Below are 25,791 nucleotides of genomic sequence, written 5' to 3'. Positions count from 1 at the left end.
GGCCTCGACAGCTTCAGGCCCGTCCGGGTAGCGTGCCGGCAACCCCCGGGGAGCGCCTGCAGGCGCTGAGAGTGCGGAACGACCGCAGACCCGCCGACCTGATCCGGTTCGTACCGGCGTAGGAAGCAGGGAGCCTGTCGGCCGCCGTGCCGGGAGGTCTCGATGTACCCGCGGGCCGAGGAAGGCACCGTGACCCAGCACGACACCACCCGGACGGACCCGGGCACCCGCTCGACCGGCACGAGCATCGCCACCGACACCGTCTCGACCGACGCCACCGAGCAGCGCGGGATCGGCATGCGCGTGAGCATCCACCCGCACACGAGCGACTTCGTCGACGTCATCCTCGGCTCGCTCGCCGACGTCGCCGACCGCGGCCTGCTCGACGGCCTGGTCGTCGAGTCCGACGCCGTCAGCACGTACGTCGGCGCCCGCCGTGCCCCGGCCGAGCAGCGCCTGGCCGCCTACGCGGCCGGGCTGGTCGAGGCGGCCTCGCGCCGCACCGACGGCGGCCACGTCGTCGCCCACATCCTGCTCTCCCGCGGCTGCCCCGGCGAGGTGACCTGCGAGCCGGGCGCCGTCGTCGGCGGCGGCGAGCCGGTCGAGCTCGCACCGACCGGGATCGCCGCGCGAGCGCAGTGGTCGCTCTACCCGCTGCTCGACGGCTCGTCCGGCGCCGGCGAGCACATGGAGCCGATCATGGCGGCCATCGCCGAGGCGCGGGAGCGGGGCGTGGCGAGCGAGGCCGCGCACTACGCGACCATGCTCACCGGCGACCTCGCCGAGGTCCTGGCCACGGCGACGGACGCGTGGGCGCGGGTCGGCGCGAGCGTCCCGCACGTCGTCACCCATCTCACGGTCTCGGTGGGTTCGCCGAGCGAGCAGGTGGCGTCATGAGCGGCGCGGACCAGAGCCACGGGTACGGCCCGTGGGCGCTGAAGGACCTCGTGATCGTGGTGGTGCTCGGCGCGGTCTTCGGGTTCGCCTACTGGGCTCTCGTCCAGGGCTGGAGCGGGCTGCGCGTCCTCATGGGCCCCGCGGGCGACCTCTCCGAGCACGTCCTCTTCGGTGGTTGGCTGATCGTCGCCCCGATCGCGGTGGCCATCGTGCGGCGTCCCGGCGCCGGCGTGCTCGCCGAGGTCCTCGCCGCGACCATCGAGTTCGCGTTCCTCGGTTCACCGGTCGGCCCGCTGCTCCTCGTGGCGGCCCTGCTCCAGGGCGTCGGCTGCGAGCTCCCGTTCTTCCTCACCCGCTACCGGAGGTTCGGGTGGGGCATCTTCGCCCTGGCCGGGCTCCTCGGCGCAACGCTGGTGTTCTTCTACTCCGCGTTCCGCTCGGGCTGGTACGGGCAGGACATCTTCGCGCTGCGCCTGGCGATCCAGGCGCTGTCCGGCGTCGTCCTGGGCGGGCTCCTCGCCAAGGTGGTCGTCGACGCGCTCGCGCGCACCGGGGTCGTGGACAACTTCGCCATCGGCCGGGCCGGTCAGGCATGACGGGCCTGTCGGCACGGCCGGCCCGGACCTCCCCCGACGACAGGGCCGCCACCGGGCACGACCGTCCGGCCGTGGGCACGGCGGCGGCGTCGGCCGTCGCGCTGACCGACGTGTCGGTGCACTTCCCGCGCCGGCCGGAGCCGGCGCTGAGCGGTGTCACGCTCGGCGTCGCGCCCGGCGAGCACGTGGTGGTCCTGGGGCCCTCGGGCTCGGGCAAGTCGACGGTGCTGCAGGTGATCACCGGGGTCGTGCCCCACACGGTGACGGCACGGGTCACGGGGGAGGTGACGGTGGCCGGGGCGCACGACCTCGGCACGCCCGTGGTCGAGCGCTCCCGCCGCATCGGCGCCCTCGCACAGGACCCGGGCGCCGCGGTGTGCCTGCCGGTGGTCGAGCAGGAGCTCGCGCTCCCGCTCGAGAACCACGGCACCGACCCGGCCGCGATCGACGACCGCATCGACACCGCGCTCGACGCCGTCGGCGCGGGCGCGCTGCGCGACCGGTCCTCCGCCGACCTCTCCGGCGGCGAGTCGCAGCGGGTGGCGCTCGCGGCCGCGCTCGTCACGGAGCCGGAGGTGCTCGTCCTCGACGAGCCCACCTCGATGCTCGACCCGGCCGGCATCGCCGCCGTGCGCGACGCACTGGGCACGGCGGTGCGGCGCCACCACCCGGCGGTCGTGCTCGTCGAGCACCGGCTCGACGAGTGGGCGGGCCCGGCCGGCATCGCCGGGCTGCCCTCCCGCGCCGTTGTGCTCGGCCCCGACGGCACGCTGCTCGCCGCGGGCGACACCGTCGAGATCCTGCTCGCGCACGCCGAACAGCTCGTGGCGGCCGGCTGCTGGCTGCCGCTCGAGGCGGAGCTCGCGGCGGCCTGCGGTGGACCGGGCGGGCTGTCGTCTGCCCGCTGCACCGACTACCTGCGCGGGCTCGCCGCCGAGGTGGCACCGGGGTCGGGCCCGGGGACCGAGCCGGAGACCGATCCAGGACCGGGGCCCGAGCCTGTGTCGGCGCCCGAGTCGGCGCCGACCACTGCCGGACCGCCCCTCCTGTCCGCGCGCGGGCTGAGCGCCGGCCGTGCGGCCTGGCGCGGCGGACGTCGGCGCGCGGGGCGTCGCGGTGGGCGGGACGACGGACGGGGGGCCGGCCCGGCCCCCGAGGACCACCCGGTGCTCACCGGGATCGACCTCACGGTCCGAGCCGGGGAGGTCGTGGCAGTCCTCGGCCCCAACGGGGTCGGCAAGTCCACGCTGCTGCTCACGCTCGCCGGACTCCTGCCGCCGCTCGCCGGCACCGTCACGGGGGCAGCTCCGGGCATGGTGTTCCAGAACGCCGAGCACCAGTTCCTCACGCACACCGTGACCGCCGAGATCGGGCACGGGCTCACCGGCGCGGCGGGCGAGGCCTCGGTGGCGGACCGCCTGCGGCGTCACCGGCTCGAGCACCTGTCCGGGCAGAACCCGTTCCGGCTCTCCGGCGGGGAGAAGCGCCGGCTCAGCCTCGCGGCCGTCCTCGCCCACGACGCTCCCGTCCTCCTCGCGGACGAGCCCACCCTCGGGCTCGACCGGCGCGACGCGGTCGCGACGATGGAGACGCTGCGCGCGGAGTCGGCCGCGGGACGTGCGATCGTGCTCTCCAGCCACGACCTGCGCACGGTCGCCACGCTCGCCACCCGGGTGGTCCTGCTCACCGAGGGCGAGATGATCGCCGACGGTCCGACGCACGAGGTGCTGGGCGACGCGGCCCTCGTGCGGCGCGCGGGGCTCAGCCTGCCCCCGCTCGTGTCCTGGCTGCTCGCGCACGTGCCCGGCACGTCGGTCGCGCACGTGCTGCGCAGGCTCGACGAGCGGGTGCGCCGATGACCGCGCTCACCCGGGCACCGCTCGACGACGCCCCGCTGAGCCGCCGCAACCCCACGGTCAAGCTCGCCTCGCTCACCGCGGTCTCGCTCGCGGTCGTGTTCGTGCTCGACCCGCTCACGCCGCTCGTGCTCTACGTGCTGGCCCTGGCCGCCGTGGCCGTGGGCACCCGGGCCGCGCCGCGCACGCTGGCGCTGGCGCAGCTCCCGTTCCTCGTGTTCGGCCTGGGGGTGCTGTCGGTCAACGTCCTCACCCGTCCCGGGGAGGTGCTGTGGCAGTGGGGCGTGCTGCGCGTGACGGCCGAGGGGTTCGAGGTGGGCGCCGCGCTCGGCGTCCGCTCGCTGGTCATCGGGGTGTGCGTCGTCGGGTTCCTGCTGTCCACCGACGGCGTGGCACTGATGACGAGCCTGCACCACAACGCCCGGCTCGGCGCGCGGATGACCTACGCCGTCCTCGCCGGGTACCGGATGCTGCAGGAGATGCCGCGCGAGTGGTCGACGATCCGGCACGCCCACGCGGCGCGCTCCCCCGGCGTGCGGGGCCGGCCCCCACGAGGGGCGCGCCACCTGGCCGGGGTGGTGTTCACCCTGCTCGTGGTGTCGCTGCGCAAGGGCGAACGGATGGCTCAGGCCCTGGAGTCCCGGGGGCTGGGTCTCGCGCCCCGCACCACGTGGCGGCCCACCCCGGTGCGCGGCGCGGACTGGGCGCTGCTGGCCGGTGTGCTCGCGGTGCTGACCGCCGTCCTCGTCGTCAGCCACCTCGCCGGGACGCTGCGGGGCCCCGGTGCCCTCTTCGGATAGCCGGACGACCGCACCCACCGACGAACCACCACCACCGACGGAGAGATCCATGCACCTCGTCGCCCTGGTCAACGCCCCCACCAGCCAGTACGCGGAGTCGTGGCGTCACCCGCTCTCGCGTGGGGACTGGCTGAGCGCGCCGTTCTACGCCGACCTCGCCCGCACGCTCGAGCGCGGCCGGTTCGACATGATCTTCTTCCCGGACGCCCTCGCCGTCCCGGAGGACGCGGCCGGCGACTACGCGACCACCGTCCGCACTGGCGGCAAGGGGGCGATCTACCTCGACCCCGTCACCCTGGCCACGGTGGCGGCGTCGGCCACGACGCACCTGGGCGTGGGCGCGACGATGTCGACCACCTTCCTGCCGCCCTACGCCATCGCTCGCACGATGCTCAGCCTCGACCACCTCTCCGGCGGTCGGACGGCGTGGAACATCGTCACCTCGACCACCGACGCCGAGGCCCGCAACATGGGCCTGTCCGCGATGCCCGACAAGGCGGCCCGCTACGACCGGGCCGACCGCGTGGTGCGCACGGTCCTGGACCTGTGGGACTCGTGGGGGCCGGACGCCCTCGTGCTCGACCGGGAACGCCGGATGTTCGCGGACCCGGCGCACGTGCACCGGGTCCCGGATGCGGGCGCAGGCGCAGGTACGGACGCGGACGCCGTGAGCCGAGGACCGGTCACGCTGCCGCGCAGCCCGCAGGGACGACCGGTGCTCATGCAGGCGGGCGCCTCGGAGCGGGGCCGGACCTTCGCCGCCCGATGGGCCGAGGTGGTGTTCGTCGTCGCCGAGGACGCGGTCGCGATGCGCGCGCTGCGCACCGACCTGCGCGCCCGCGCCGCCGCGTGGGGCCGGGACCCGGACGACCTGCGGGTGCTGGCCGCGGTCCAGCCCGTGGTGGCCGCGACCGACGACGCCGCCCGTGCCCGCCTGGAGGAGATGGCCGCGCTGCTCGACGAGCGCGCGATCCTCACGATGCTCGGACGTCTGCTGCACGCGGACGACCTCGACCCGCACGCCCGCGCGGCGGACCTCCTCACCGCCCACCGGGGCGCGACCGGGAGCGAGGGGTTCGAGGACATGCTGCTGCGCGCGAGCCGGGCGGAGGACCTCACCGTGCGCGAGCTCGCGCAGCGGCAGGCGATCAGCCAGCTCAAGCCCCAGCCCACCGGCTCCCCGGCGACGGTCGCGGACGAGCTGTGCGCGATCGTCGACGCCGAGGCCGCCGACGGTTTCGTCGTCATGTCGGCGCTGTACCCGTCCTCGCTGACGGAGTTCGTCGACGGGGTCGTCCCCGAGCTCCAGCGCCGCGGGCGCCTGCGTCGCGACTACCGGGGCGGAACGCTCCGCGAGCACCTCGCGCCCGGCGCACCGACCGGCCGGACGGCCGACCAGCCGGCTGGCCGGCCCACCGGTCACCTACCGACGGCGACGAGCCCCGACTCGTAGGCCGTCACGACGATCTGCGTGCGGTCGCGCAGGCCGAGCTTGGTGAGGATCCGGGAGACGTGGGTCTTCACCGTCTGCTCGCCGAGGAAGAGATCGCCGGCGATCTCGCCGTTCGACCGCCCGGTGGCGACGAGGCGCATGACCTCGAGCTCGCGCTCGGTCAGCGGGGAGAGCACCGTGGGGTCGGGTCGTCCCGAGGGACGGGCCGCGTAGTCCGTGATCACCTTGCGGGTGATCGACGGCGAGAGGAGCGCCTCCCCGGCCGCCACCACGCGGACGGCGCCGGCGAGCTCGTCGGCCGTGGCGTCCTTGAGCAGGAAGCCGCTCGCACCGGCCTGCAGCGCGGCGAAGACGTACTCGTCGACGTCGAAGGTGGTGAGCATGACGACCCGCGGGTGCTCGTCGCCCGGCATGGCGAACACGGCCCGCGTGGCGTCGAGCCCGTTGACCTTCGGCATGCGGATGTCCATGAGGACGACGTCGGGGCGGGTGCGGCGCACGAGGTCGACGACCTCGGAGCCGTCCGACGCGCTGCCGACGACCGTCATGTCCTCCTGGGCGTCCAGCAGCGCGCCGAAGCCCTGGCGCACCATGGCCTGGTCGTCGACGACTGCCACGCGCACGACCGAGGTGCCCGGCGAGATGCTCACCGGGACACCGTAGTCGGGCGGCCCTCCCCGACGTCGGTCGACCTCCTGCCGTCCCGGGGCTCCCTCTGCCGTAGGGGCCCGGTTCACACCCACGGGTGACGCGGGAGCACCGACCACCGGACGACAGTCCCTGTCATGCACACGACCGCCGCGGTCCCCCACCGCTCCGACACACTGTCCCCACCCACCAGATACGGACGTGACCACATGACCACCGCCTCCGCCGCCGGACCACGCACCTCCCGCGCCGGCCGTGCCGTGCGCACGCTCGGCCGGGACCTCGGCTACCTCGTGCCCGGCACGGTGCTCGCGATCGTCGCGTTCGCCGTCCTGCTCGCGCTGTTCGTCACCGGGGTCGCCACGTTCGTCGTCTGGATCGGCGCGGTGATCCTCCCGCTCTGTCTCGTCGTCGCGACCGGGTTCGCGCAGATCTCCCGGGCGCGGCTGCGGGTCTGGGGCGCCGACGTCACCACGCCGCGCTACCGCGAGCACCGCGGCGGGCTCGGCGGCTGGTTCCGGCTGCTCGCCGACCCGCGACGCTGGCTCGACCTGCTCTACGAGGGACTCCTCGCCTTCCCCCTGCGACTGTTCACCGGGCTCGTGGCCATCATCTGGCCGGTCACCGCCCTCGGCGGGCTCACCTACTGGTTCTGGGGCCTGTTCCTCCCCGAGGACGACGCAATGACCGGCGTCGAGTGGCTGCTGCTCCAGCTGCCCGACGGATGGGTCTCGCAGTCGTTCGCGGAGAGCTTCGCCGCGGACGCGATCCTCACCGGGCTCGCCGGCCTGGTCTTCCTCCTCACCACGCCGTGGGTGGTGCGTCTCATGGCGCTGATGGACGCGGGCGCGACCACCGTCGCGCTCGCGGCCCCGCCGGCGACCACGGCCACCGGGGGGCAGCAGCGATGACGAGCACCGGCACCACCGACCCCGTGGCCGACCTCCTCGCGCTCCGTTCGCCGCGCACCGGCTGGGCCTGGCTGGGCAGCATCTACGCGGGCGTCATCCTCGTCGCCGTCGGGTGGCCCGTCCTCGCAAACGTCCACGGCGTGCAGGTCGCGATCGCCATGGTCCTCGCGTTCGCCACCTCGACGGCACTCGTCCTCGCCGTGCGGTGGCCGGCCGTCGCGATCGCGCTCGCCCTCGTGACGGCCGCGGGCACCGCGGCGGCGGCCTCGACCGCGGCCCCGTGGCCGTGGCCGGTCCCGACGATGATCGCGTTCCTCCTCACGCTGCTCGTCCTCGCGCTCCAGCACGGGTGGCGATGGGCCTCGGGCCTGTGGGCGGGTGGCGCGCTCGTCTCGATCGTCGCGATCCTGGTCCGGCCGGACACCGGCGGTGCGGTCGCCAACGCGATCGTGTGCGCGGGCATCGGTGCCGGACTCCTCGCGGCCGGCAGCGGCATGGGGCTCCTCCTGCGCAGCCGGCACGCCCTGGAGGCCGAGCAGCAGGCCCGGGCCGCGGAGTCCGAGCGGCGCACCGAGCTCCAGGAGCGCAACCGGATCGCGCAGGAGATGCACGACGTCGTCGCGCACTCCATGTCCGTGATCTCCGTCCAGGCGACGACCGCACCGTTCCGCCTCGACGGGACGTCGCACGAGGTGGATGCGGAGTTCGCGTCGATCGCGTCGTCGTCACGCGCCGCGCTCACGGAGATGCGCGGGCTGCTCAGCGTGCTGCGCGGGCGTGAGGACGCCGACCTGGCCCCGCAGCCCGCCCTCGTCGACGTGCCCGAGCTCGTCGACGGGGCACGCAGCTCGGGCGCGACCATCACGTTCGACCACCAGGGCGAGGATCCCGCCTCCGTGCCGCCGGCCACCGGGCTGACGGCCTACCGGATCGTCCAGGAGGGGCTGAGCAACGCACTGCGCCACGCGCCGGGGGCCGAGGTGGCCGTCACCGTGGCCGTCGGCTCGGACGAGGTCGGCGTCGCGGTCGTCAACGGGCCGGCCGCGGAGGAGGCGACGCCGTCCGGGCCGGGGGCCGGCCTGGGGCTCGCGGGGATCCGGGACCGCACCCGCGCGCTCGGCGGGACCGTCGAGATCGGTCCGACGCCGGAGGGCGGATTCGCGATCACCGCCACCCTCCCGGTCGGATGAGCACACCGGGCGGGCCGTGACCGCCATGTTCACGGCGGTCGGGGCCGACGGTTCCCGCGGGACGGTCGCCGTCAGATCCCGATACTGCCGAGGCCGCCGACGAGCAGGCTGACGGTCATGGCGACGATGACCGTGTTGAACGCGAACGCGAGCATCGAGTGGGTCCGCATGACCGACCAGGACTCGCTCGTGCGGCAGCGCACGCCGGCACCCTGCATCGTCGAGGTGAGCACCGACAGGGTGAGGTAGTCGCGGTAACGGGGCTCCGAGAGCAGGTCGAACTCGAGGACCCTGCGACCGACGTCGAGGCGCATGTACCGGGTGGCGTACGCGTAGATCATGAGCGCCCAGGAGCCGGCGACCGAGGCGAGCCCGAGCAGCAGCATCCAGGTCGAGGAGCGGAACTGGTCGGTCTGCGCGATCGCGAGGACGCCGACCGCAGCGACGAGGGCGCCCTGCACCGTCCAGGACTCCGCGCTCACGTCACCGACCATGGCTCGCCACCACCGGCCGCGCGAGCGCACCTGCACGGCGGCGACCCGCCGCAGGTCGATCGGCGTCATGCGGGAGAACGCCCGGTGGGTGAGGACGATGTGGACGATCGCGAAGATCACCCAGAACACCAGGACGATCGGCACGGTGAGCTCGCCGAAGTAGACCCGCAGCCATTCCCGCGCGCTCTCGTACTCGTCGAGCCGCCTCACCAGGGACGACATGCTCGGGAGGAACGCCACCATCGTGACGGCCAGCGCGACGGCGGACGCCACGTTGACGCGGAACAGCTCGCTCGCGAGCCGCGGGATCCGGTCCATGGGTCTCCTCGTGCGGTGGGCGGTGCGGCCACGAGGATGTCACGCGACGCCACGGTCGAGGCCCGACCGCGCCGACGGACCCGGCCCCGCGGTGGGGCGCGCGACGTGGGCGTCGGGGACGGTCGGCGAACCAGGGGCCGCGGCCTCCTCACCGGGCCGTCCCGGGCGCGCTCGGGTTGCAGGATCGACACACCTCGATAGGTTGTGACGCAGGCGATAGTTCTCGACGGGAGCGAGCCCATGGGACCGGGCGACGGCCAGGTGCAGAGCAGGCGCGGACGCCTGCCGCGCTGGGCAGCCCGTGGCCTGACGACGATCGGCGGCACCGGCGCGCTCGCCGTGCTCGGTTTCGCGCTGGCCTCGCCCGCTGCGGCGGACGGCACGTCGACGCCCGTCGACGACCAGCACTCGATCCTCGGATCCGTGCTGGACGGTCTCGGCGAGCACGTCGTCGACCCGGTCGTCGAGCACGTGGTCGAGCCGATCGTCTCGACGCCTCCGGACGTCGAGGATGCGGACCGAGCCGCTCCGGACGACGAGGACGTACCTGCCGACGACGCCGCGCGCACCGAGGAGGGGGCGCCGGGCGACGACGTGGGCACCGCAGAGGTGCCCGTCCTGACGGAGGACCCGGCGGTCATCCCTCCGGCGACCGACGTGTCGGCCGACGAGGCACAGGTTCCGACCGCAGCGCCCGCCACCACGGAGGATCCGGCACCGGCCGACGGGGTCATCCCCACCGACGCACCGGTGCCGACCGAGAACTCCGTGCCCACCGACGGGGTCATCCCCACCGAGGCACCCGAACCGAGCGAGTCCCCGGCACCGGCACCGACTCCGGCCGACTCGCCCCCGGCCGACGCGCCCGGTGCCACGGACGCACCGGCACCGGCCGAGCAGCCGCCGTCGGAGTCCCCCACCCGGACCACCGATCCGCTCGCCCTGCTGACGGACCCGCTGGCGGCCGTGCTCGAGGAGGCGACCGCTCCGCTCGAGGAGCTCACCGCCCCCCTCGGCCAGGTGGTCGGACAGGTCGTCGAGCCCGTGACCCCCGTGACGGACGCGGTCCTGCCCCCCGTCGTCGACGAGGTCGTGACCCCCGTCCTCGAGACCACCGGTCCGCTCACCGACTCGCTGCGTCCCGTCCTCGAGCCGGTCGGCCACGTGGTGCAGCCTGTGACCGGGGCCGCCGCACCGGTCCTCGACGTCGTGGAGCCGGTGCTCGACGTCGCCGCGCCGGTCACCCAGGCCCTCGACCCTGTCCTCGAGCCGCTCGCACCGACCGTGGACGAGGTCCTGTCGACCGTGCGTCCTGCCGTCGACGTCCAGGAGGTCGTCGACCTCGGCGAGCTCGCTCCCTCCCTCGAGGGCCCGACGGCTCCGACGGTCGACGAACCCGCCGTCGACCCGCCCGGCACGCCACCGGTCGTGCCACCTGCGCCGGCGGAGCCCGGATCGTCCGGGGCCGACCCCGCGGAGCCGGCCGCCGAGCCTGGCGTCGGTACGACCAGCCGCGCCGACCACCACGCGCCCGCCGCCGCGGCCGCCACGCTCGTCCCCGACATCGCGGACGCGCCCCAGCCCGCCCGTTCGGACGCTCCCGTCACCGCGACCGAGATCACCCCCGAGCGGGCCGCGGCCGACCGGGACACCCACGAGTCGCCCACGGAGACGGTGGAGCTCCCGCACCTCCTCGACGCCGCCGCCTCTGGCGGACACTCGTTCGCGGTCCTCACGCAGGGCACCGACTCTCCGGTCCGCGCCGGCGGCGCCGACGCGGCGCCGGCGGGCCGCTTCGTACTCGACACCGCAGCCCTGACCTGGGCCGTCGGCGACTCTGCCGATCGGGCCCTCCTCGACGTCGACCACGAGGTCCCGGTCTCCCCTGCCTGAGGGGTGCCCGGTCGGCACACGCGTGCCGGCAGACGCATCCCGCGCATCCGCGCACCCCAGGCAGATCCCAAGGAGACTCATCATGCATGCATTGCTTCGCCATGCGCTGAGAGCCACGGTGCTCTCGGGCGGGCTGCTCGTCGCAGGGGCCGCAGCGGCCCAGGCCGACGACAGCCGGACGGACGACCTCTCGCTCGACGGCCTCGTCGAGGACGTCGTCGCCGACAACACGGTCACCGCACCGGTGACCATCCCCGTCGACGTCGGCGACATCACCGCCAGCGTCCTCGGCGACACGGACGTCGACTCGCAGGAGGTGCCGGCGCCCGAGCCGGCCCCGACCTCGACGGTCGACGTCACGACTGCGCCGGCGCCCGCGGACGATCCCTCGCCGCCGCCGGCCGACCCGGACGAGCCGCTCGCACTCGACGTCGTCGCGGACAACACAGCCACGCTGCCGATCACGGCGCCGGTCACCGCCGGCGACCCGACAGTCACGGCCGGCGGCTCGACCGATGTCGACGAGGCGATGGCCGTCGAGACGGCCGTCGCGGCACCGACGTCGCAGACCTCGGTGTCCGCCCCCGCCGAGTCCCCGGCCCCGGTTGCCGAGGACACTGCTCCGTCGCCCGAGGAGCCGACCGGTGACGACGGGATCGTCGAGGAGATCGTCGGCGACGAGCTCCTCGGCGACGGCGTCGCCGAGGACGTGGCGGCGGACAACTCGGTCACCGCACCGGTGACCATCCCCGTCGACGTCGGCGACATCACCGCCAGCGTCCTCGGCGACACGACGATCGACTCCACCCAGGACGCCGCACCCACCGAGGCACCCACCTCGACCACCACCGTGGACGCCCCGGGCGGGCAGGGCTCGACCGACGACGCGGCCGTCACGGACGTCGTCGCGGACAACACGGTCACCGCACCGGTGACCATCCCCGTCGACGTCGGCGACATCACCGCCAGCGTCCTCGGCGACACGACGATCGACTCCACCCAGGACGCCGCACCCACCGAGGCACCCACCTCGACCACCACGGTGAACACGGCCGACGCAGCGACCGGTACCGCCCCGACGGACGGCTCGGACGGACTGCTCGACGGTGGCCTCCTGGGCGACCTCCTCGGCGACGGCGTCGCCGAGGACGTGGCCGCGGACAACACGGTCACCGCACCGGTGACCATCCCCGTCGACGTCGGCGACATCACGCTGACGCTGATCGGTGACACGACCGTCGATAGGACCGAGGCCCCGGCTGCGCCGGCCGCCCCGGTCTCCGAGGTGGACGTGACCACGCCGTCCGAGCAGGGCTCCACCGGATCGCTGCTCGAGGACATCCTGGCCGGGAACGTCATCACGCTGCCGGTCACTGTGCCGATCGACCTCGGCGACCCGACCGTGACGATCATCGGCGACACCGAGATCGTCGACGAGGGCACGACGCCTGAGCCGGTGGACCCGACCGACCCGGTGGACCCGACCGACCCGGTGGACCCCACTGACCCGGTGGACCCCACTGACCCGGTGGACCCGACCGACCCGGTGGACCCGACGGTTCCGGGCACGGACCCGGGCACTGACCCGGGTGTCGACGGCACCACGCCCGTCGTCGTCGAGCTCGGTGCGCCGCAGGCTCCCGCCCCCGCCGGGGCTCCTGGGCCTACGGACGCCGGTGCGCCGGTGCACGAGCTGCCGGAGACCGGCGCCGGAGCGACGCTCCTGCTGACCGGGCTCGCCGGTGCGCTCATCGTCGTCGGGCTGCTGATGCGGAGGCTCGGGCAGGTCTGACCCGACAGCCCTCGCGTCCGAGCGCGGCGCACGGCGTCGGGCCAGCCCCGGTGGGGATCCACACCACCGGGGCGGGCCCGGCGGCCGTGCCGTGCCCGCAGGCGTGGGCCCGACGGCGCGGAACCGCTCGCTCGCCGAACCGGCCAGAGGTGGTTACCGACCCGTCAACCACTGGACGAGGAACACGATCGGCACGATGACGACGGCGGAGGCGCCGATCAGGCCGACGATGAGTGCACCCTTGGCCTCGGCACCCAGCTTCGGCTTGGTCCATCCTGCGCGGTCGAGGACCGCCTGCAGCGGGGTGTTGAGGTCGGCGGTGTTCAACGTGTAGTCCACGGGCGTCGGCGCGCCGTCGGTGCTCGTCCCGAGCTCGACACGCTTCTCGAAGCGCCAGACCCGGCCGCCGCCGCTGCTGCCCCTGAGCGCGCCGACGACCGGCGCGCCCGCCTGCCAGTCGAGGGCGTAGTAGTGGTCGGAACGCGTGACCTTGCCAGGACCGGCCATGACCAGGCGGGTCTCGAAGACGCGGTTCGTCCCGTTCCGCTGGGCGAGCACCCACCAGGACCGGTCCTGCAGTTCCCAGCGCACGTGGATCACCTCGTCGTTGTGGGCGACGACGTACGGGGTGTCCCGCAGCTCGTGGGCCAGCGCGGCAGCGACCGCGGCGAGCGGCCACGGCGTGTCGGGCTCCTGGACGACCGGGTCCGGGGCCGCCGGCCTGAGGTCGCCGGCACCCTTGGCCCCCATCTCGCGCCTGGCGCGCGGCGCGAAGGCGAGTGCGGTCACGCCCACGACGAGGAACAGCACGGCGATGAATCCGACGGCGAGCCGATCACTCGTCTCGCTCATCACCACCAGCGCCGCGACGGCCGCGACCAGACCCAGGAGCGTGAAGATCACCCCGAAGACGATCATGCCGATCCACCGATGTCGCGGCTGCAGCTCCACTCGCACGTTCGATCTCCTCCCCCGTCGGGCCGCCGATGCTCGGCGGCCGGGGCCGACACGCTAGCTGCCGTCGGGTACGGACGGCCGGAGCGGATGGGGACAGGTGTCCCCGGACCTGCCCCCAGGGAGCACCTGAGGAGTCCCGCCGTCTGTCGCACGAGGTCGCACGCGATCTCGGCGAAGGGAGGGGATCAGTCCGAGGTTGTCGCCGTGGCGAGGCGGCGCTGGAGGTGGCGGCGTTCCGCGGGCGCGTGCGTGAGCGCGATCGCCCGCTCGTACGCGACCACGGCCTCGTCGGTGCGGCCGGCCAGCCGGAGCAGGTGGGCACGCACGACCCAGGCGGGCTGGAACCCGCCGGCCCGGTCGGCGATCCGCTCGAGCACGGCGAGTCCCGCGTCCGGTCCGTCCGTCGTGCCGAGCACGGCGGCGTACGCCGTCGTCCCGCCGAGCGACGGTGCGACCTCGTCGAGCGCGCGGTGCAGACGTCGGAGCGTCGGCCAGTCGGTCGCCGCGCCCGGTGTGCGCGCGCAGTGGACCGCCTGGATCGCCGCCTCGAGCTGGAACCGTCCGACGACGCCGCGTGCGTGGGCGGCCCGCAGGTGCTCGTGCGCGCGCTCGATGAGCGAACGGTCCCAACGCCCGGGGTCCTGCTGATCGAGGGGGACGTACTCACCGTCCGGTCCGCTGCCCGCTCCCGCGCGCGCGGCGGAGAGCAGGACGAGAGCGGCGAGCCCGCGCGCCTCGGGATCGGTCGGGGCCAGCTCGGCGACGATCTCGGCGAGGTACCGGGCCTCCGGCGGCAGCCTGCTCGGCTCCTCGCCGGTGGACCACTCGATGACGTAGGCGCCGTACACGGCCTCGAGCACGGCGGCCATCCGTTCGGGCAGGGCGTGCCGGTCGGGGACCTCGAACGGGACGCCGGCGGCCTTGAGCCGTCGCTTCGCCCGCGTCAGCCGCGTGGCCATGGTCCGGCCCGGGACCACGAACGCCCGGCCCACCTGGGCGGCGGTGAACCCCAGGACGACGTCGAGCATGAGGGGGGTGCGAACCGCCCGGTCGATGTCCGGGTGCGCGCACGCGAGCATGAGCTCCAGGCGCCGGTCGCCGACCGCGTCGGGGTCGACCTCCTCGACGACGCCGAGGCGGCGCGCCACGTCGTCGTCGAGGGGGCCGGTCAGGCGGGTCTCGGCCGATCGCCAACGGTCGCGCGCCCGGTTCCGGGCCACGGTGAGCAGCCAGGCTGCCGGGTCGTCCGGGACCCCGCCCTCGGGCCACGCGCGCAGGGCACGCTCGAGGGCGTCGCCGACGGCGTCCTGGGCGGCCTGGAGGTCCCCGTCGGCGGCGGCGAGCAGAGCGACCACCCGACCGTAGGCGTCCCGGGCCGCGCGCGCCGCGGCGTCGTGCGCGACCTCGCGCGCGTCCTGGGTGGTGCCGGCGCTCAGGCGGTCCATGTCCCGTCGACGATCGACGTCGCGGCCGGGCGGACCTCGATCGTCCCGTAGGAGCTGGCGGGGCAGCGCTCGGCCCACGCCAGTGCGGCGTCCGCGTCGGGCACGTCGACGACGAACACGCCGGCGAGCGCCTCCTTCGTCTCGGCGAACGGCCCGTCCTGGACCTGTGTCTCCCCCGTCCGCCGCGTGACGGTGCGCGCGTCCCCGGGCGCGGTGAGGATGTCGGCGCCGACGAGCACGCCGGCCCGCGTCAGCGCGTCGGCGTACTCGCCGAACAGGCGCTGCATGTCCGCCATGTCCTCGTCCGACACCTGCCCCGGGTCCGGCTCTCCGTTGTGCAGCAGCAGTGCGAATCGCATGATCGTCTCCGTCCGTCGTCGTCAGTCTCACGCAACCAGGATGGTCGCGCACAGTGATGACGATCGGCCGGGGCCCGGATCGTCACCCCGGTCGATCCGGCCCGACGCCGTGGGGGGGACTACCGGTCGTGCACGCTGCGCGCGGCGGCGACGAACCGGTGGATGAGCGCGGGGTCCTTGACGCCGCGAGTGACCTCGACGCCGCTGGAGACGTCGACGCCCCACGGGTGGACACGGGAGATCATCTCGGCCACGTTGTCCGGCGTGAGCCCGCCGGCGAGCATCCACCGGCCGTGCGGGGAGGTCAGCTCCTCGACGTCCCACGTGTCCCCGGATCCCGGGGTCGCCGAGTCCAGGAGGAGGACCTCCTCGTCGTGCGCCCGGACCTCGGTCGATCCGTCGGCCCCGGAGGTGGCCCGCCACACGCGCGGGAAGGTCGCGGCACCGCGCAGGTTGTCGGCCTCGCCGTACCCGTGGAGCTGGAGGACGTCGACGCCGACGTCCCGCGCGAGAGCCACGGCGTCGTCGACCGGCAGGTCGTGGACGACGAGAACGGTGGTCGTGCCCCCCGCTGCGCGGACGAGCCCGGGGATGTCCTCGGGCGGCACGGCGCGGACGCTCGTCGAGCTGACGACGATGCCGACCGCGTCGGCGCCGGCGCCGCGGGCCTCCCGCACGTCCTCGACCGTGCGCATCCCGCAGATCTTGACGAACACCGGCTCTCCCTCCCTCGGCACGACGACGCCGCAGCTCCTCCCGGTCCGGGCCCCGCAGGACCCGGGGCGGGCCGGACGCCATTGTGCCCACAGGCCCGTGCCGGCCCACCCTGCCGCGCGACCTGTGGACGCGCACGGACGCACCCTCGGCCGCCGGGCCACGCTCGTGGCATGACGGGCAGTGACACGACGGCGGAGGTGGAGGACCATGAGCGTCATGACGGTGATGCCGCGCACGGACGGGTGGACGGTCGACGACCTCGACCGGATCCCCGACGACGGCCTGCAGTACGAGCTGCTCGACGGGATCCTCCTCGTGACCCCGGCGCCGGTCCTCGCCCACCAGCGCGCCATCGGCAACCTGCACCTCCTGCTCAGCGCCGCCCGTCCGCCCGGGTGCGAGGTGCTGCTCGCCCCGTTCGACTGGCGCCCGGACCGCCGCACCTCCCTGCAGCCGGACCTGCTGGTCATCGGGGTCGGCGACTCCGGCCCGGCGAACGTGACGACGCCGCTGCGGCTGGCCGTCGAGGTGCTCTCGCCGTCGACACGCCGCAAGGACCAGGTGCTCAAGCGCTCGAAGTACGAGGAGTCGGGCGTCGAGTCGTACTGGATCGTGGACCCGCAGGAGCCGGGCATCCTCGCCCTCGACCTCGTCGACGGCCGGTACGTGGAGGTCGCGAGTGCGAGCGGCGCCGCGGCCGCCCACCTCACCGCGCCGTTCGACATCGACGTCGTGCCGGCCGAGCTCGTCCGCCCGCCCGACTGACCGCCGGACTCGATCCTGGCGAGGTTGCGCCATCGCGGGCGTCGTGCGCCCGTGCCGCGGTCCCGCGCCCCCTCCGCCGATCGGCTGATCCGGCCGTGCGTCCGCGTCCATAGCGTCGACAGCATGGACCGATCAACCACCACCACGGACCCGGGACCGGCCCGCGCGCTCGCTCCCGATCTCGCCCGCGGTCTCATGCTCGCCCTCATCGCGGTCGCCAACGTGGCGATTTACCTGCACGACCGCCCCTACGGGCTACGCCAGCACATCGTCGAGGACGGCGTGCTCGACCGCGCCGTCACCCTCGTCGTCGCCCTGGCCGTCGACGCCCGCGCCTACCCGCTCTTCGCCGCGCTGTTCGGCTACGGGCTCGTGCGGATCGCCGACCGGCAGCGCGACCGCGGGCTCGGCGAGGACGACGTGCGGCGCCTGCTGCGCCGCCGCTCGCTCTGGCTCGTCGCGTTCGGCGCCGGCCACGCCCTCCTCGGGTTCTCGGGGGACATCCTCGGCTGGTACGGGCTTCTCGGTCTCGTCCTCGCCGGGGTCCTGCAGATCTCGGACCGGGCGCTGCTGCGCGCGGCCGTGGTCTGGCTCGTGGTCGCCTCCGCGATCCAGGGACTCGTCTACGCCGACGGGGCCGTGACGACCCAGCGCGGCCACATGTGGTCGTTCGCCATCGGCGACCCGATCGAGGCGCTCGTGTGGCGCCCGGTCGAGTGGCTGATGGGTCCGGTCGGCCTGCTCACCGTCGGTGCGCCGATGCTCGTCGGTGTCTGGGCGGGCCGGCGCCGGATCCTCGAACGCCCCGGGGCGCACCTGGCTCTGCTGCGCCGCACGGCCGGCGTCGGCATCACGGTCGGGCTGCTCGGCGGGGTCGGCACGGCGCTGGCGACCGCCCGGGTGTGGACCCCGGGGGACATCGCCCTCGTCGGCTGGTCGTGGCTGCACATCCTCACCGGCGTCCTCGCCGGGCTCGGGTACGCGGCGGCGGTCACGCTGCTCGCCCGCCGTCTGGGCAGGGACCGCGACGGCGGCGCGGGCAGGCGCGTGATCGATGCGCTGCGGGCCACGGGCGAGCGCTCGCTGAGCTGCTACCTCGCCCAGTCCGTCATCTTCGTCGCGCTGCTGCCGGCATGGACGCTCGGGCTCGGGGGCGACCTCGGTACCGCCGCGGCGAGTGGGCTCGCCCTGCTCGCGTGGCTGCTCACCGTGCTGGGCGCTGACGCCCTCGCCCGGCGGGGTCGACGCGGTCCTGCCGAGGCGCTGCTGCGCCGGCTCACGTACGGCGTCCCTTCGCAGCCGACGCGGTCCGCCGTACGGTGACCGTCATGGCGGACGCACCGCGCAGCAGCTGGACCGATCGGGTCTGGATCCTGCTGCCCTACGTCCTCCTCGTCGCCTCGGCGGTACTCACGCTCCTGGCCGACGGCACCGGCCGGGCCGACCTGCCCGTGCTCGTCGGCGGGAGCGTGGCGCTGATGGCCTGGCACACCGGGTGGTTCTCCCTCCGCCCGGGAATCCTCGGCACCCGCCTCCTCCCGTCCGCCGTCTACTACGTGGGGCTGGTCGCGCTGTGCGCGGTCCTGCTCCACCAGTCGTTCAACTTCTTCCCGCTCTACGTCGTGTGCTTCCCGCTCGCGTTCGACGCGCTGCCGGGCCGCTGGGCGTACGTCGGGGTCGCGCTCACGTCCGGGGTCGTCATCGCCGGACCCGGCGACGTCACCCCGACCGTGGAGAACACCGTCGTCACGCTCGCCGCGGGCCTCGTCGCCGGTCTGGCCGGCTGGTCGATCCGCACCGTCGAGCACGAGTCCGCCCGCCGACGCGCCGCGGTGACCGCGCTGGCCGCGGCCAACGACGACCTCGCCCGCAGCGTCGAGGAGAACCGCTCGCTGCAGGGCCGGCTCCTCACGGAGGCCCGGTCCTCCGGGGTGGCCAGTGAGCGGGCCCGCCTGGCGGGCGAGATCCACGACACGCTCGCCGCGGGGCTCGCCGGCGTCGTCGCCCAGCTCGAGGCCCTCGACGCGGAGCTCGGTGAGGACCACCCGGCCCGCGGGCGCGTCCGGACCAGCGTCACGCTCGCGCGGGACGGCCTGGCCGAGGCCCGTCGCTCGGTGCGGGCGCTGCGACCCGGGCCGCTGGCCCATCAGGCACTGCCGGCCGCCCTGGCCGAGTCCGCAGCGCGGGTGCAGCGGACCCACGGGCTGCCGGTCACGATGATCGTCACCGGCGAGGAGCGGGAGGTGGCCGCCGACGTTGAGGACGTCCTCGTCCGCAGCGCGCGCGAGGCGCTGAGCAACGTGGTGCGTCACGCCCGGGCCACCGAGGTCCGGGTCACGCTGTCCTACCTCGACGACGCCGTCGCGCTCGACGTCGCCGACGACGGCACCGGCACCACGCCCGCACCGGACGACGACGGAGGCTCCGGCTCGGGCGTGGGATCCGACGGCGGGGCCGGCGCGGGCAACGTCACCGGCCCCGGCTCCGGCTCGGGATCCGGCCAGGGACTGGCGTTCATGCGCGGCCGGGCCGAGACCGCCGGGGGCACGATGACGGTGGACTCGACGCCCGGCGAGGGCACCGTCATCACCGTCACGGTGCCCGCAGCACCGGACGCGCGGAAGTCACCGAATCGGCCGGACGCGGCCGAGTGGCCCGATGCATCGACGGGGGCGCGCCCATGAGCGACCCGGGCGACCGGACACCGGGCGGGTGCCCCGGTCAGGACCGTGTCCGGGTGCTCCTCGTCGACGACCACCCGGTCGTCCGCGACGGACTGCGGGCCCAGCTCGACGCCGCCCCCGACCTGAGCGTCGTCGCCGTGGCGGCGAGCGCGGAGGAGGCGCTCGCGCTGCTGCGGCGGCACGCGGTCGACGTCGTCGTCACCGACCTGCGCATGCCCGGCCGCGGCGGCGTCGCCCTCGTCCGGGACGTCCGTGCCCACCACGAGGGGACCGAGGTGCTCGTCCTCACCACGTACGACACCGACGACGACGTCGCACCCGCCCTCGCCGCCGGCGCCCGCGGCTACCTCCTCAAGGACGCGAGCCGCGCGGAGATCGTCGCCGCGATCCACGAGGTCGTCCGCGGCCGGGCCGTCCTCGCGCCCTCGGTCATCGGCCGGACCGGCGCGGCCGAGCGCCCGCCCCTGCTCTCGGCCCGCGAGAGCGAGGTGCTCGCCCTGATCGCCGAGGGGCGGACGAACCGGGACGTCGGGCGCGCGCTGTTCATCGGCGAGGCCACCGTCAAGACGCACGTGCAGAACATCCTCGCCAAGCTCGAGGTGCCGGACCGGGCGGCGGCCGTTGCTGCGGGCTACCGGCGCGGCCTGCTCTGAGCGGTGGCGCCGCCCGCGCCCGCCGGCGCACTCCCGCGTCGAGACCCGGCAGGCCGACCCAGCCGCAGCGCTCAGGGCCGCCGGCCGAGCGGCAGCGGAGATCCGGTCGGGTCGGCGAGCCGCTCGGCGGTCACGGCCACCGCGGGGACGAGCGCGCGCGGCAGTCGGAAGACGTCACCCGTGCGCTCGACGACGTCGAGGCGGGCGAGCGCGAGCAGGTCGAGCCACACGAACCAGTCGTCGCTCGGCTCGGTCGTCCTGCGCGGCTCGGGCACGCTCAGGCCGTCCGGCCCGGCCGCCGCGAGGAGGGTGACGGCGGTCGACGGAGCGGCCGCCGCGCGCCCGGGGTCGGTCTGCCAGGCGAAGAAGGCACCGAGGACGTTGGAGTGGAAGAGTCGGGAGCGGCGCACCGTCTCGTCGATCGAGGGGCCACGGACGAGGACCGGCAGGCCGGGGCGGGCGCGGGTGGCGGCGAGTGTGACGGCGCCCGAGCCCACGAGCGCCGACCACACGACCGACAGCTCGAGGACGTCCCACATCGAGCTCCTGGGTTCGTTCCACGTCCTGATGCCGAGCAGCTCGGCGGCCTCCTCGGTGTCGCCACGTCGCAGTGCCCCGGTCCGCGTGGTCGGCCGGCCCTGCCCCAGCAGGTCGAGCAGCTGCCGCGCCCACCGGACCGCCCTCGAGGTGGTGAGCAGCGCCGCCTCCTCCTCGGGGCTCGGCCAGGTCCGGGCCTCGTCCGGCAGCGCGACGTCGTCGAGGAGCTCGGGCAGGCCGGGACCGAGCAGCACCGTGGGCAGCCCGTACGGGCCGCGCACGGACAGCTCGGGCGGGGGCACCAGGTCGGTCCCGCCGACCAGGCGCAGGTGGCCGCCCGTGCGCGCGTCGCCCGGCGGGGGTGTCCGTCTCCTGGCCATCCGTCCTCCGTCAGCGCTGCCGGCAACGACCGCAGGCGGCGGTGCCGTCTCGCGCGCCGCGGGCCCTCACGGCGACGCTAGCGGGATCCTGCCAGCACGTCCCGCAGGATCCACCGTGCCTGCCGCACTTCCGCATGCTGCCGCTCGCGTGGGCCCAGGCGTGGCCCTCCTCCCCGCACCTGGACCGACCGGACCGGGCGGCGCATAGCCTGGACCATGGCCCTGACGATCGCGGGACGGATCAGGCGGTACGACGTCGCGGAGGACACCCCGCTCCCGGCGCGGCCTCGCGTACCAGGGGTGGACCGGCTGCGCGCGGGCCCGACGGTCCTCGTCCACGAGGAGCTCCTCGACACGCCCGACGGGACCCTGGCGGGTGAGGACGGGGTCCTGGCGACGCACGGGGCGGCGCTGCGCCGGACCTTCGACGGCGCCACGACGCTCGCCGTCGAGGTCCCGCACCGCGGGGGGCACCTCGTGCTGGTCGACCCGGACCAGGACGGGGAGGTCACCGACGAGGTCACCGACGCACTGCAGGCGCTGCTGCGCGGGCGCGAGGTGGACGTCGTCGCGGCACGCGCCGTGCGACGCTCACCGGTCGACGTCCTCGACCCCGGCGGACGGGTCCTCGCGACGTTCGACGACGACGTGGTCGGGAGCGCCACGCAGGGCACGACGACGACGTCGTCCCGCGAGTGGTCGGTGACGTCGGACGACGCCGAGCTGCTCGAGGCGCTCGACGACGAGATCCAGGCCGCCGGGGGTCGGCCCGTCCGGCACGGGGCCGCGGCCGGGGGGCGGACCGGCGACCTGGCCGCGACCCTGTCGACTGCGCTGTCCGCCCAGGTGTCGATCCTCGTCGGCTGGGACCCGTTCGTGCGGTGCGACGTGCCGGACTCCGTCCATCGCATGCGGGTCGCCGCTCGGACGCTGCGCTCGATCGTCCAGGTCTACGCACCGCTGCTCGAGCCGGGGGCCGCGAAGGAGGTCTCGGCCATCCTCAAGGGCCTCGGCCGGGCGCTCGCGTCCGCCCGCGACGCGGAGGTGCTGCGCGAGTCGCTCGACGCCCGGCTCGCCGACCTGCCCGGAGGAGCGGAGGGTGCCGTGGCGGACCTGGTCCCCCGCAAGGCACGGCGGCGGCTGCGCCGGACCCGCGCGGCCAACTATGACAAGGCGCATCGCGCGCTTCTCTCGGCGATGGCCGGACCCGCACACTGGGCCGACCTCGAGCGGATCGAGCGGTTCGCGCGCGAGGTCCCCGCGCGGCGGGACGCCTCCCCGGACGACGCGGCGCAGGGGGCGGTGACGAGCACGCTGGCGGGGCTCGGTCGGGCGCAGGTCGACGTCATCACCGACCTGGTCGAGCAGGCGGACGCGGAGACGGACGACGACCGGCGCCTCGAGCTCCTGCACGACGTGCGCAAGGAGGCCAAGCGGCTGCGCTACGCCGTCGTGGCCGTGCAGGACGAGAACGGTACCGAGCTCGATCCCGAGCTGTCCGACCTCGTGGCCGAGGCGCACGCCGTCCAGAAACGCCTGGGCACGCACCGGGACTCCGTCATGCTGCAGGAGCACCTCCTCGACTGCGCGCGCAGGGCACGGAAGAAGGGCGAGGACACGTTCGCGTACGGGCTGCTGCTCACGGGCGAGATCGAGCACGGCGAGCGGGCGCTGCGCAGGGCCCGCAAGCGCCTCGCCCGCCTCACGGCCGGGTCACCCACGGTCTAGCGTGGCCGACGGCCGGGTCGAGCTCGGCCCGGCGTGGCATCCGGCCGCGATCACGACCACGACCACCACGACGACGAGAAGAGGCAGTCGAGCATGTTCACGGGCCTGAGCGCCTTCCCCCTCACGCCGCTCGCGGACGACCACCTCGACGAGGCCGCGTTCGCCGGACTCGTCGAGCGCCTCGTCGACGCGGGCGTGGACTCGATCACCGCCCTCGGCTCTACCGGCTCCTACGCCTACCTCGACCCCGAGGAGCGGGCGCGGGTGGCCCGGCTCGCCGTCGCGCACGCCCGGGACGTCCCGGTGCTCGTGGGGGTGGGGGCGCTGCGCACCTCGCAGGTGCTCGCGCACGTCGACAGCGCCGAGCAGGCGGGTGCGGCAGGAGTGCTGCTGGCGCCGATGACGTACCAGCCGCTGACCGACGACGACGTGCTCGAGCTGTTCCGCACCGTCACCGAGCACACGGACCTGCCGGTGGTCGTGTACGACAACCCCACGACCACACGGTTCACCTTCACCACCGAGCTCTACGCCCGCGTCGCCGCACTACCCGGTATCGCGTCGATCAAGATCCCCGGCGTGCCCGCGGATCCCGCTCAGGCCCGTCGGCACGTCGACGCGATCCGCACGGCCGTCCCCGATCACGTCACCGTCGGGGTCTCCGGCGACGCCCTGGGGGCCGCCGGGCTCGTTGCCGGGTGCGACGCCTGGTACACCGCGGTCGGAGGCACGCTTCCCGCTCCGATGCTCACGATCACCAGGGCCGTGCAGGCCGGGCGTCCGGAGGAGGCGGCCGCGGAGTCGGCACGCCTCGCACCGCTCTGGGAGCTCCTCCCCGAGCTCGGCGGGAGCGCCCGGGTCTCCGCGGCGATCGCCCAGCACCTCGGCCTCGTCCCGGGCTGGTGCCTACCGCTGCCGATCCGGGCCCTCACCCGCGCTCAACGGGCGCGGGTGGCCGACGTCGTCGACGGGCTCGGGCTCGGCCGGTAGCAGCGCGGGAAGCGGCCTCCGCACGAGACGAGAACGACGTCACCCAGAGGCAGGACCGATCGGGCTCCGGTCACCATGGGTTGGCACTGAGCTTGTGCAGCTGTCCGGGCGGCGGCGCGGAGGCAACTTGACGCCTTCGGTGAGCCCCCGCCCGGAAGAGGTGAGATGTCACACAGGTTCTCGACGTGACCGATGGTAACGACTTAGTCTCACGCGGTCACGTTCCGATAACGAGGAGAACCGACCGACGTGTTTGCACCCCCGCGCGGCCGCCACGCCCGGCGCCGCACCCTCGCCCCCCGGGTCGCCACCGCACTCCTGACCGTCGCCGCCGCGAGCGCGACCGTCACGACCGCCCAGGCGGCCGAGGCGCCCTCGGGCGTCCGCACCGTCAGCCCCGTCATCCGCACCGACGCCGGCTGGCAGAACCAGGTCGCCAACGCGATCGCCGCCCAGACCAACGCCTACCGCGCCGCCAACGGCCTGTCCCAGCTCACGCGCACCGGGTCCATCGACTCGGTCGCGCAGTCCTGGTCCAACCACCAGGCGAGCATCGGCTCGATGGTCCACCGCGGCGACTACGGCCGGTCGGCCGTGCCCGCCGGATCGACCGGCACCTCGGAGATCCTGTCCTGGGGCATCTACCCGGACCACCAGGCCGACTACTTCATGAGCCAGTGGCGCAACTCGCCGGTGCACAACAACATCCTGCTCACGGGGTCCTACACGCACTTCGGCGTCGGCGTGGCGGTCTCGGGGGACGGACGCGTGTTCGCCACCCAGAACTTCGCCACCTACCCGGGCGGCGGCCCCGGCGGCTCGACCCCCGCGCCGGCCGAGCCCGCGCCCGCGGAGCCGGCCCCGGAGCCCGAGACCGCGCCCCAGCCCGAGGCACAGCCGCAGGACGAGACCGAGGCGCAGAACGACCAGGTGGCCCCGGACACCGATGCCGCGCGCGAGGCGGACGCCGCCTCCCGCGACGCCGCGCGCACCGAGCCGGAGCCGGCCCCCGAGCCCGAACCCGAGCAGCTGCCCGGCACGCCGCGCTTCCTGCTCTCGGACGAGCTCGCCGGCGACGCCGCGCACAGCTTCCTCTACGGCGTCGAGGGCGACGAGATCTTCGTCGGCGACTGGGACGGCGACGGGTCCGACTCGATCGCCGTGCGCCGCGGGAACGAGATCCACCTGACGAACACCCTCGGCACCGGACCCGCCGAGCAGGTCGTCCGGCTCGGGGAGCCGGGCGACGAGATCGTCCAGGGCGACTTCGACGGCGACGGCACGGACACGTTCGCGGTCCGTGACGGCAACGTCCTGCAGATCATCAACGACCTCGAGAACCCGGGCGAGATCGAGCTCGCCGCCTTCGGTGCCGACGGGGACACGCTCCTCGTGGGCGACTTCGACGGCGACGGCACGGACACGTTCGGCATCCGACGCGGCTCCGACGTCATCTGGACGAACGATCCGACCGGCGCAGGCGTGGACGGCGAGATCTCGCTCGGCCGCGACGGTGACCTCGTCCTCGTGGGCGACTGGGACGGCGACGGCGCGGACAGCCTCGCCCTCCAGCGTGGCGCCGACTTCTTCGTGACGAACGAGATGGCCTCCGACGCCGAGGTGATCGAGACCCGCTACGGGCGCGACGGCGACGTCGCCGCGTTCGGCGACTGGGACGGCGACGGCGCGGACAGCCTCGGGGTCGTCCGCATCGAGCAGACCCGCTGA

At 74.8% G+C, this 25,791-nt stretch carries 23 protein-coding genes and 1 riboswitch; of the genes, 16 read left to right on the top strand and 7 right to left on the bottom strand.

The genetic code is table 11. From position 1 onward, the window contains the following. The first annotated feature begins 36 nt into the window (after nt 1–36). Nucleotides 37–144: riboswitch (TPP riboswitch) on the top strand. A 45-nt stretch (nt 145–189) separates the two neighbouring features. From ACPYO4_RS11105 to ACPYO4_RS11085, 5 genes are all read left to right on the top strand, one after another. Further along, entirely contained in the window at nt 190–897 is a 708-nt protein-coding gene (locus tag ACPYO4_RS11105) for a YkoF family thiamine/hydroxymethylpyrimidine-binding protein (protein ID WP_425709304.1), read from the top strand. Beyond that, nucleotides 894–1,493: an ECF transporter S component gene (locus ACPYO4_RS11100; RefSeq protein ID WP_425709303.1), complete on the top strand. Its 600-nt coding sequence runs from the start codon at nt 894–896 to the stop codon at nt 1,491–1,493. Before ACPYO4_RS11105 ends, ACPYO4_RS11100 begins: the two co-directional genes overlap by 4 nt. 71 nt (nt 1,494–1,564) lie before the next feature. Continuing rightward, nucleotides 1,565–3,352, top strand: coding sequence for an ABC transporter ATP-binding protein (locus ACPYO4_RS11095; protein WP_425709302.1), 1,788 nt, complete (start codon nt 1,565–1,567; stop codon nt 3,350–3,352). Further along, nucleotides 3,349–4,149: an energy-coupling factor transporter transmembrane component T family protein gene (locus tag ACPYO4_RS11090; protein ID WP_425709301.1), complete on the top strand. Its 801-nt coding sequence runs from the start codon at nt 3,349–3,351 to the stop codon at nt 4,147–4,149. Before ACPYO4_RS11095 ends, ACPYO4_RS11090 begins: the two co-directional genes overlap by 4 nt. A 49-nt stretch (nt 4,150–4,198) precedes the next feature. Next, nucleotides 4,199–5,602: an NtaA/DmoA family FMN-dependent monooxygenase gene (locus ACPYO4_RS11085; RefSeq protein ID WP_425709300.1), complete on the top strand. Its 1,404-nt coding sequence runs from the start codon at nt 4,199–4,201 to the stop codon at nt 5,600–5,602. On the opposite strand, the gene ACPYO4_RS11080 is transcribed toward ACPYO4_RS11085, so the two are convergent. After that, entirely contained in the window at nt 5,569–6,252 is a 684-nt protein-coding gene (locus ACPYO4_RS11080; protein ID WP_425709299.1) for a response regulator, read from the bottom strand. The genes ACPYO4_RS11085 and ACPYO4_RS11080 overlap by 34 nt on opposite strands. 207 nt (nt 6,253–6,459) lie before the next feature. Here ACPYO4_RS11080 and ACPYO4_RS11075 point away from each other — a divergent pair, with 207 nt between their 5' ends. Both ACPYO4_RS11075 and ACPYO4_RS11070 read left to right on the top strand, forming a co-directional pair. After that, nucleotides 6,460–7,161, top strand: a complete 702-nt coding sequence (locus ACPYO4_RS11075; protein ID WP_425709298.1) for a sensor domain-containing protein — start codon at nt 6,460–6,462, stop codon at nt 7,159–7,161. Beyond that, nucleotides 7,158–8,351: a sensor histidine kinase gene (locus ACPYO4_RS11070; protein WP_425709297.1), complete on the top strand. Its 1,194-nt coding sequence runs from the start codon at nt 7,158–7,160 to the stop codon at nt 8,349–8,351. The genes ACPYO4_RS11075 and ACPYO4_RS11070 overlap by 4 nt, the downstream gene beginning before the upstream one ends. A gap of 71 nt (nt 8,352–8,422) precedes the next feature. Here the strand turns inward: ACPYO4_RS11070 and ACPYO4_RS11065 are convergent, their stop codons facing one another. After that, nucleotides 8,423–9,163, bottom strand: a complete 741-nt coding sequence (locus ACPYO4_RS11065) for a DUF1345 domain-containing protein (protein ID WP_425709296.1) — start codon at nt 9,161–9,163, stop codon at nt 8,423–8,425. A gap of 240 nt (nt 9,164–9,403) precedes the next feature. Between ACPYO4_RS11065 and ACPYO4_RS11060 the strand changes: the two genes are divergently transcribed. Both ACPYO4_RS11060 and ACPYO4_RS11055 read left to right on the top strand, forming a co-directional pair. Further along, on the top strand, nt 9,404–11,056 hold the full coding sequence (locus tag ACPYO4_RS11060; protein ID WP_425709295.1) for a hypothetical protein: 1,653 nt from the start codon (nt 9,404–9,406) through the stop codon (nt 11,054–11,056). A gap of 82 nt (nt 11,057–11,138) precedes the next feature. Beyond that, nucleotides 11,139–12,848 (top strand): hypothetical protein, encoded by a 1,710-nt coding sequence (locus ACPYO4_RS11055; RefSeq protein ID WP_425709294.1) that lies wholly within the window; start codon nt 11,139–11,141, stop codon nt 12,846–12,848. 153 nt (nt 12,849–13,001) lie between these two features. Here the strand turns inward: ACPYO4_RS11055 and ACPYO4_RS11050 are convergent, their stop codons facing one another. The 4 genes from ACPYO4_RS11050 to ACPYO4_RS11035 form a co-directional block, all read right to left on the bottom strand. After that, nucleotides 13,002–13,766 carry a hypothetical protein gene (locus ACPYO4_RS11050; RefSeq protein ID WP_425709293.1) on the bottom strand — a complete coding sequence of 255 codons (765 nt, stop codon included), beginning with the start codon at nt 13,764–13,766 and terminating at the stop codon, nt 13,002–13,004. A gap of 224 nt (nt 13,767–13,990) precedes the next feature. After that, nucleotides 13,991–15,250, bottom strand: a complete 1,260-nt coding sequence (locus ACPYO4_RS11045; protein ID WP_425709292.1) for an RNA polymerase sigma factor — start codon at nt 15,248–15,250, stop codon at nt 13,991–13,993. Next, nucleotides 15,238–15,609, bottom strand: a complete 372-nt coding sequence (locus ACPYO4_RS11040; RefSeq protein WP_425709291.1) for a YciI family protein — start codon at nt 15,607–15,609, stop codon at nt 15,238–15,240. Before ACPYO4_RS11040 ends, ACPYO4_RS11045 begins: the two co-directional genes overlap by 13 nt. A 119-nt stretch (nt 15,610–15,728) precedes the next feature. Further along, the gene (locus ACPYO4_RS11035; protein WP_425709290.1) at nt 15,729–16,325 is read right to left on the bottom strand and encodes a phosphoribosylanthranilate isomerase; all 597 of its coding nucleotides are present in this window, start codon (nt 16,323–16,325) and stop codon (nt 15,729–15,731) included. 208 nt (nt 16,326–16,533) lie between these two features. On the opposite strand from ACPYO4_RS11035, the gene ACPYO4_RS11030 reads away from it, so the two are divergent. The 4 genes from ACPYO4_RS11030 (at nt 16,534) to ACPYO4_RS11015 (ending at nt 20,428) form a co-directional block, all read left to right on the top strand. Beyond that, complete coding sequence (locus ACPYO4_RS11030; protein ID WP_425709289.1) at nt 16,534–17,091, top strand: Uma2 family endonuclease; 558 nt, start codon at nt 16,534–16,536, stop codon at nt 17,089–17,091. A 123-nt stretch (nt 17,092–17,214) separates the two neighbouring features. Continuing rightward, nucleotides 17,215–18,414 carry a DUF418 domain-containing protein gene (locus ACPYO4_RS11025; RefSeq protein ID WP_425709288.1) on the top strand — a complete coding sequence of 400 codons (1,200 nt, stop codon included), beginning with the start codon at nt 17,215–17,217 and terminating at the stop codon, nt 18,412–18,414. Between the two features lie 5 nt (nt 18,415–18,419). Further along, nucleotides 18,420–19,775, top strand: coding sequence for a sensor histidine kinase (locus tag ACPYO4_RS11020; protein ID WP_425709287.1), 1,356 nt, complete (start codon nt 18,420–18,422; stop codon nt 19,773–19,775). Nucleotides 19,776–19,828: 53 nt separating this feature from the next. Next, entirely contained in the window at nt 19,829–20,428 is a 600-nt protein-coding gene (locus ACPYO4_RS11015) for a response regulator (protein WP_425709286.1), read from the top strand. A 71-nt stretch (nt 20,429–20,499) separates the two neighbouring features. Here the strand turns inward: ACPYO4_RS11015 and ACPYO4_RS11010 are convergent, their stop codons facing one another. Continuing rightward, nucleotides 20,500–21,345 carry a hypothetical protein gene (locus tag ACPYO4_RS11010; protein WP_425709285.1) on the bottom strand — a complete coding sequence of 282 codons (846 nt, stop codon included), beginning with the start codon at nt 21,343–21,345 and terminating at the stop codon, nt 20,500–20,502. A gap of 216 nt (nt 21,346–21,561) precedes the next feature. Here ACPYO4_RS11010 and ACPYO4_RS11005 point away from each other — a divergent pair, with 216 nt between their 5' ends. The 3 genes from ACPYO4_RS11005 to ACPYO4_RS10995 all read left to right on the top strand — a co-directional run bounded on the left by ACPYO4_RS11005 (nt 21,562) and on the right by ACPYO4_RS10995 (nt 25,791). After that, entirely contained in the window at nt 21,562–23,073 is a 1,512-nt protein-coding gene (locus ACPYO4_RS11005; protein WP_425709284.1) for a CHAD domain-containing protein, read from the top strand. A gap of 93 nt (nt 23,074–23,166) precedes the next feature. Further along, complete coding sequence (locus tag ACPYO4_RS11000; protein WP_425709419.1) at nt 23,167–24,063, top strand: dihydrodipicolinate synthase family protein; 897 nt, start codon at nt 23,167–23,169, stop codon at nt 24,061–24,063. 249 nt (nt 24,064–24,312) lie between these two features. After that, a complete protein-coding gene (locus tag ACPYO4_RS10995; RefSeq protein ID WP_425709281.1) occupies nt 24,313–25,791 on the top strand; it encodes a CAP domain-containing protein in 1,479 nt (492 codons plus the stop codon).

The organism is Georgenia sp. Z1491 (genome assembly GCF_049856175.1).
Taxonomy (GTDB): domain Bacteria; phylum Actinomycetota; class Actinomycetes; order Actinomycetales; family Actinomycetaceae; genus JB111.
Note: the sequence above shows the minus strand (reverse complement) of the source record. Positions and strands in the feature narration are given on the sequence as shown.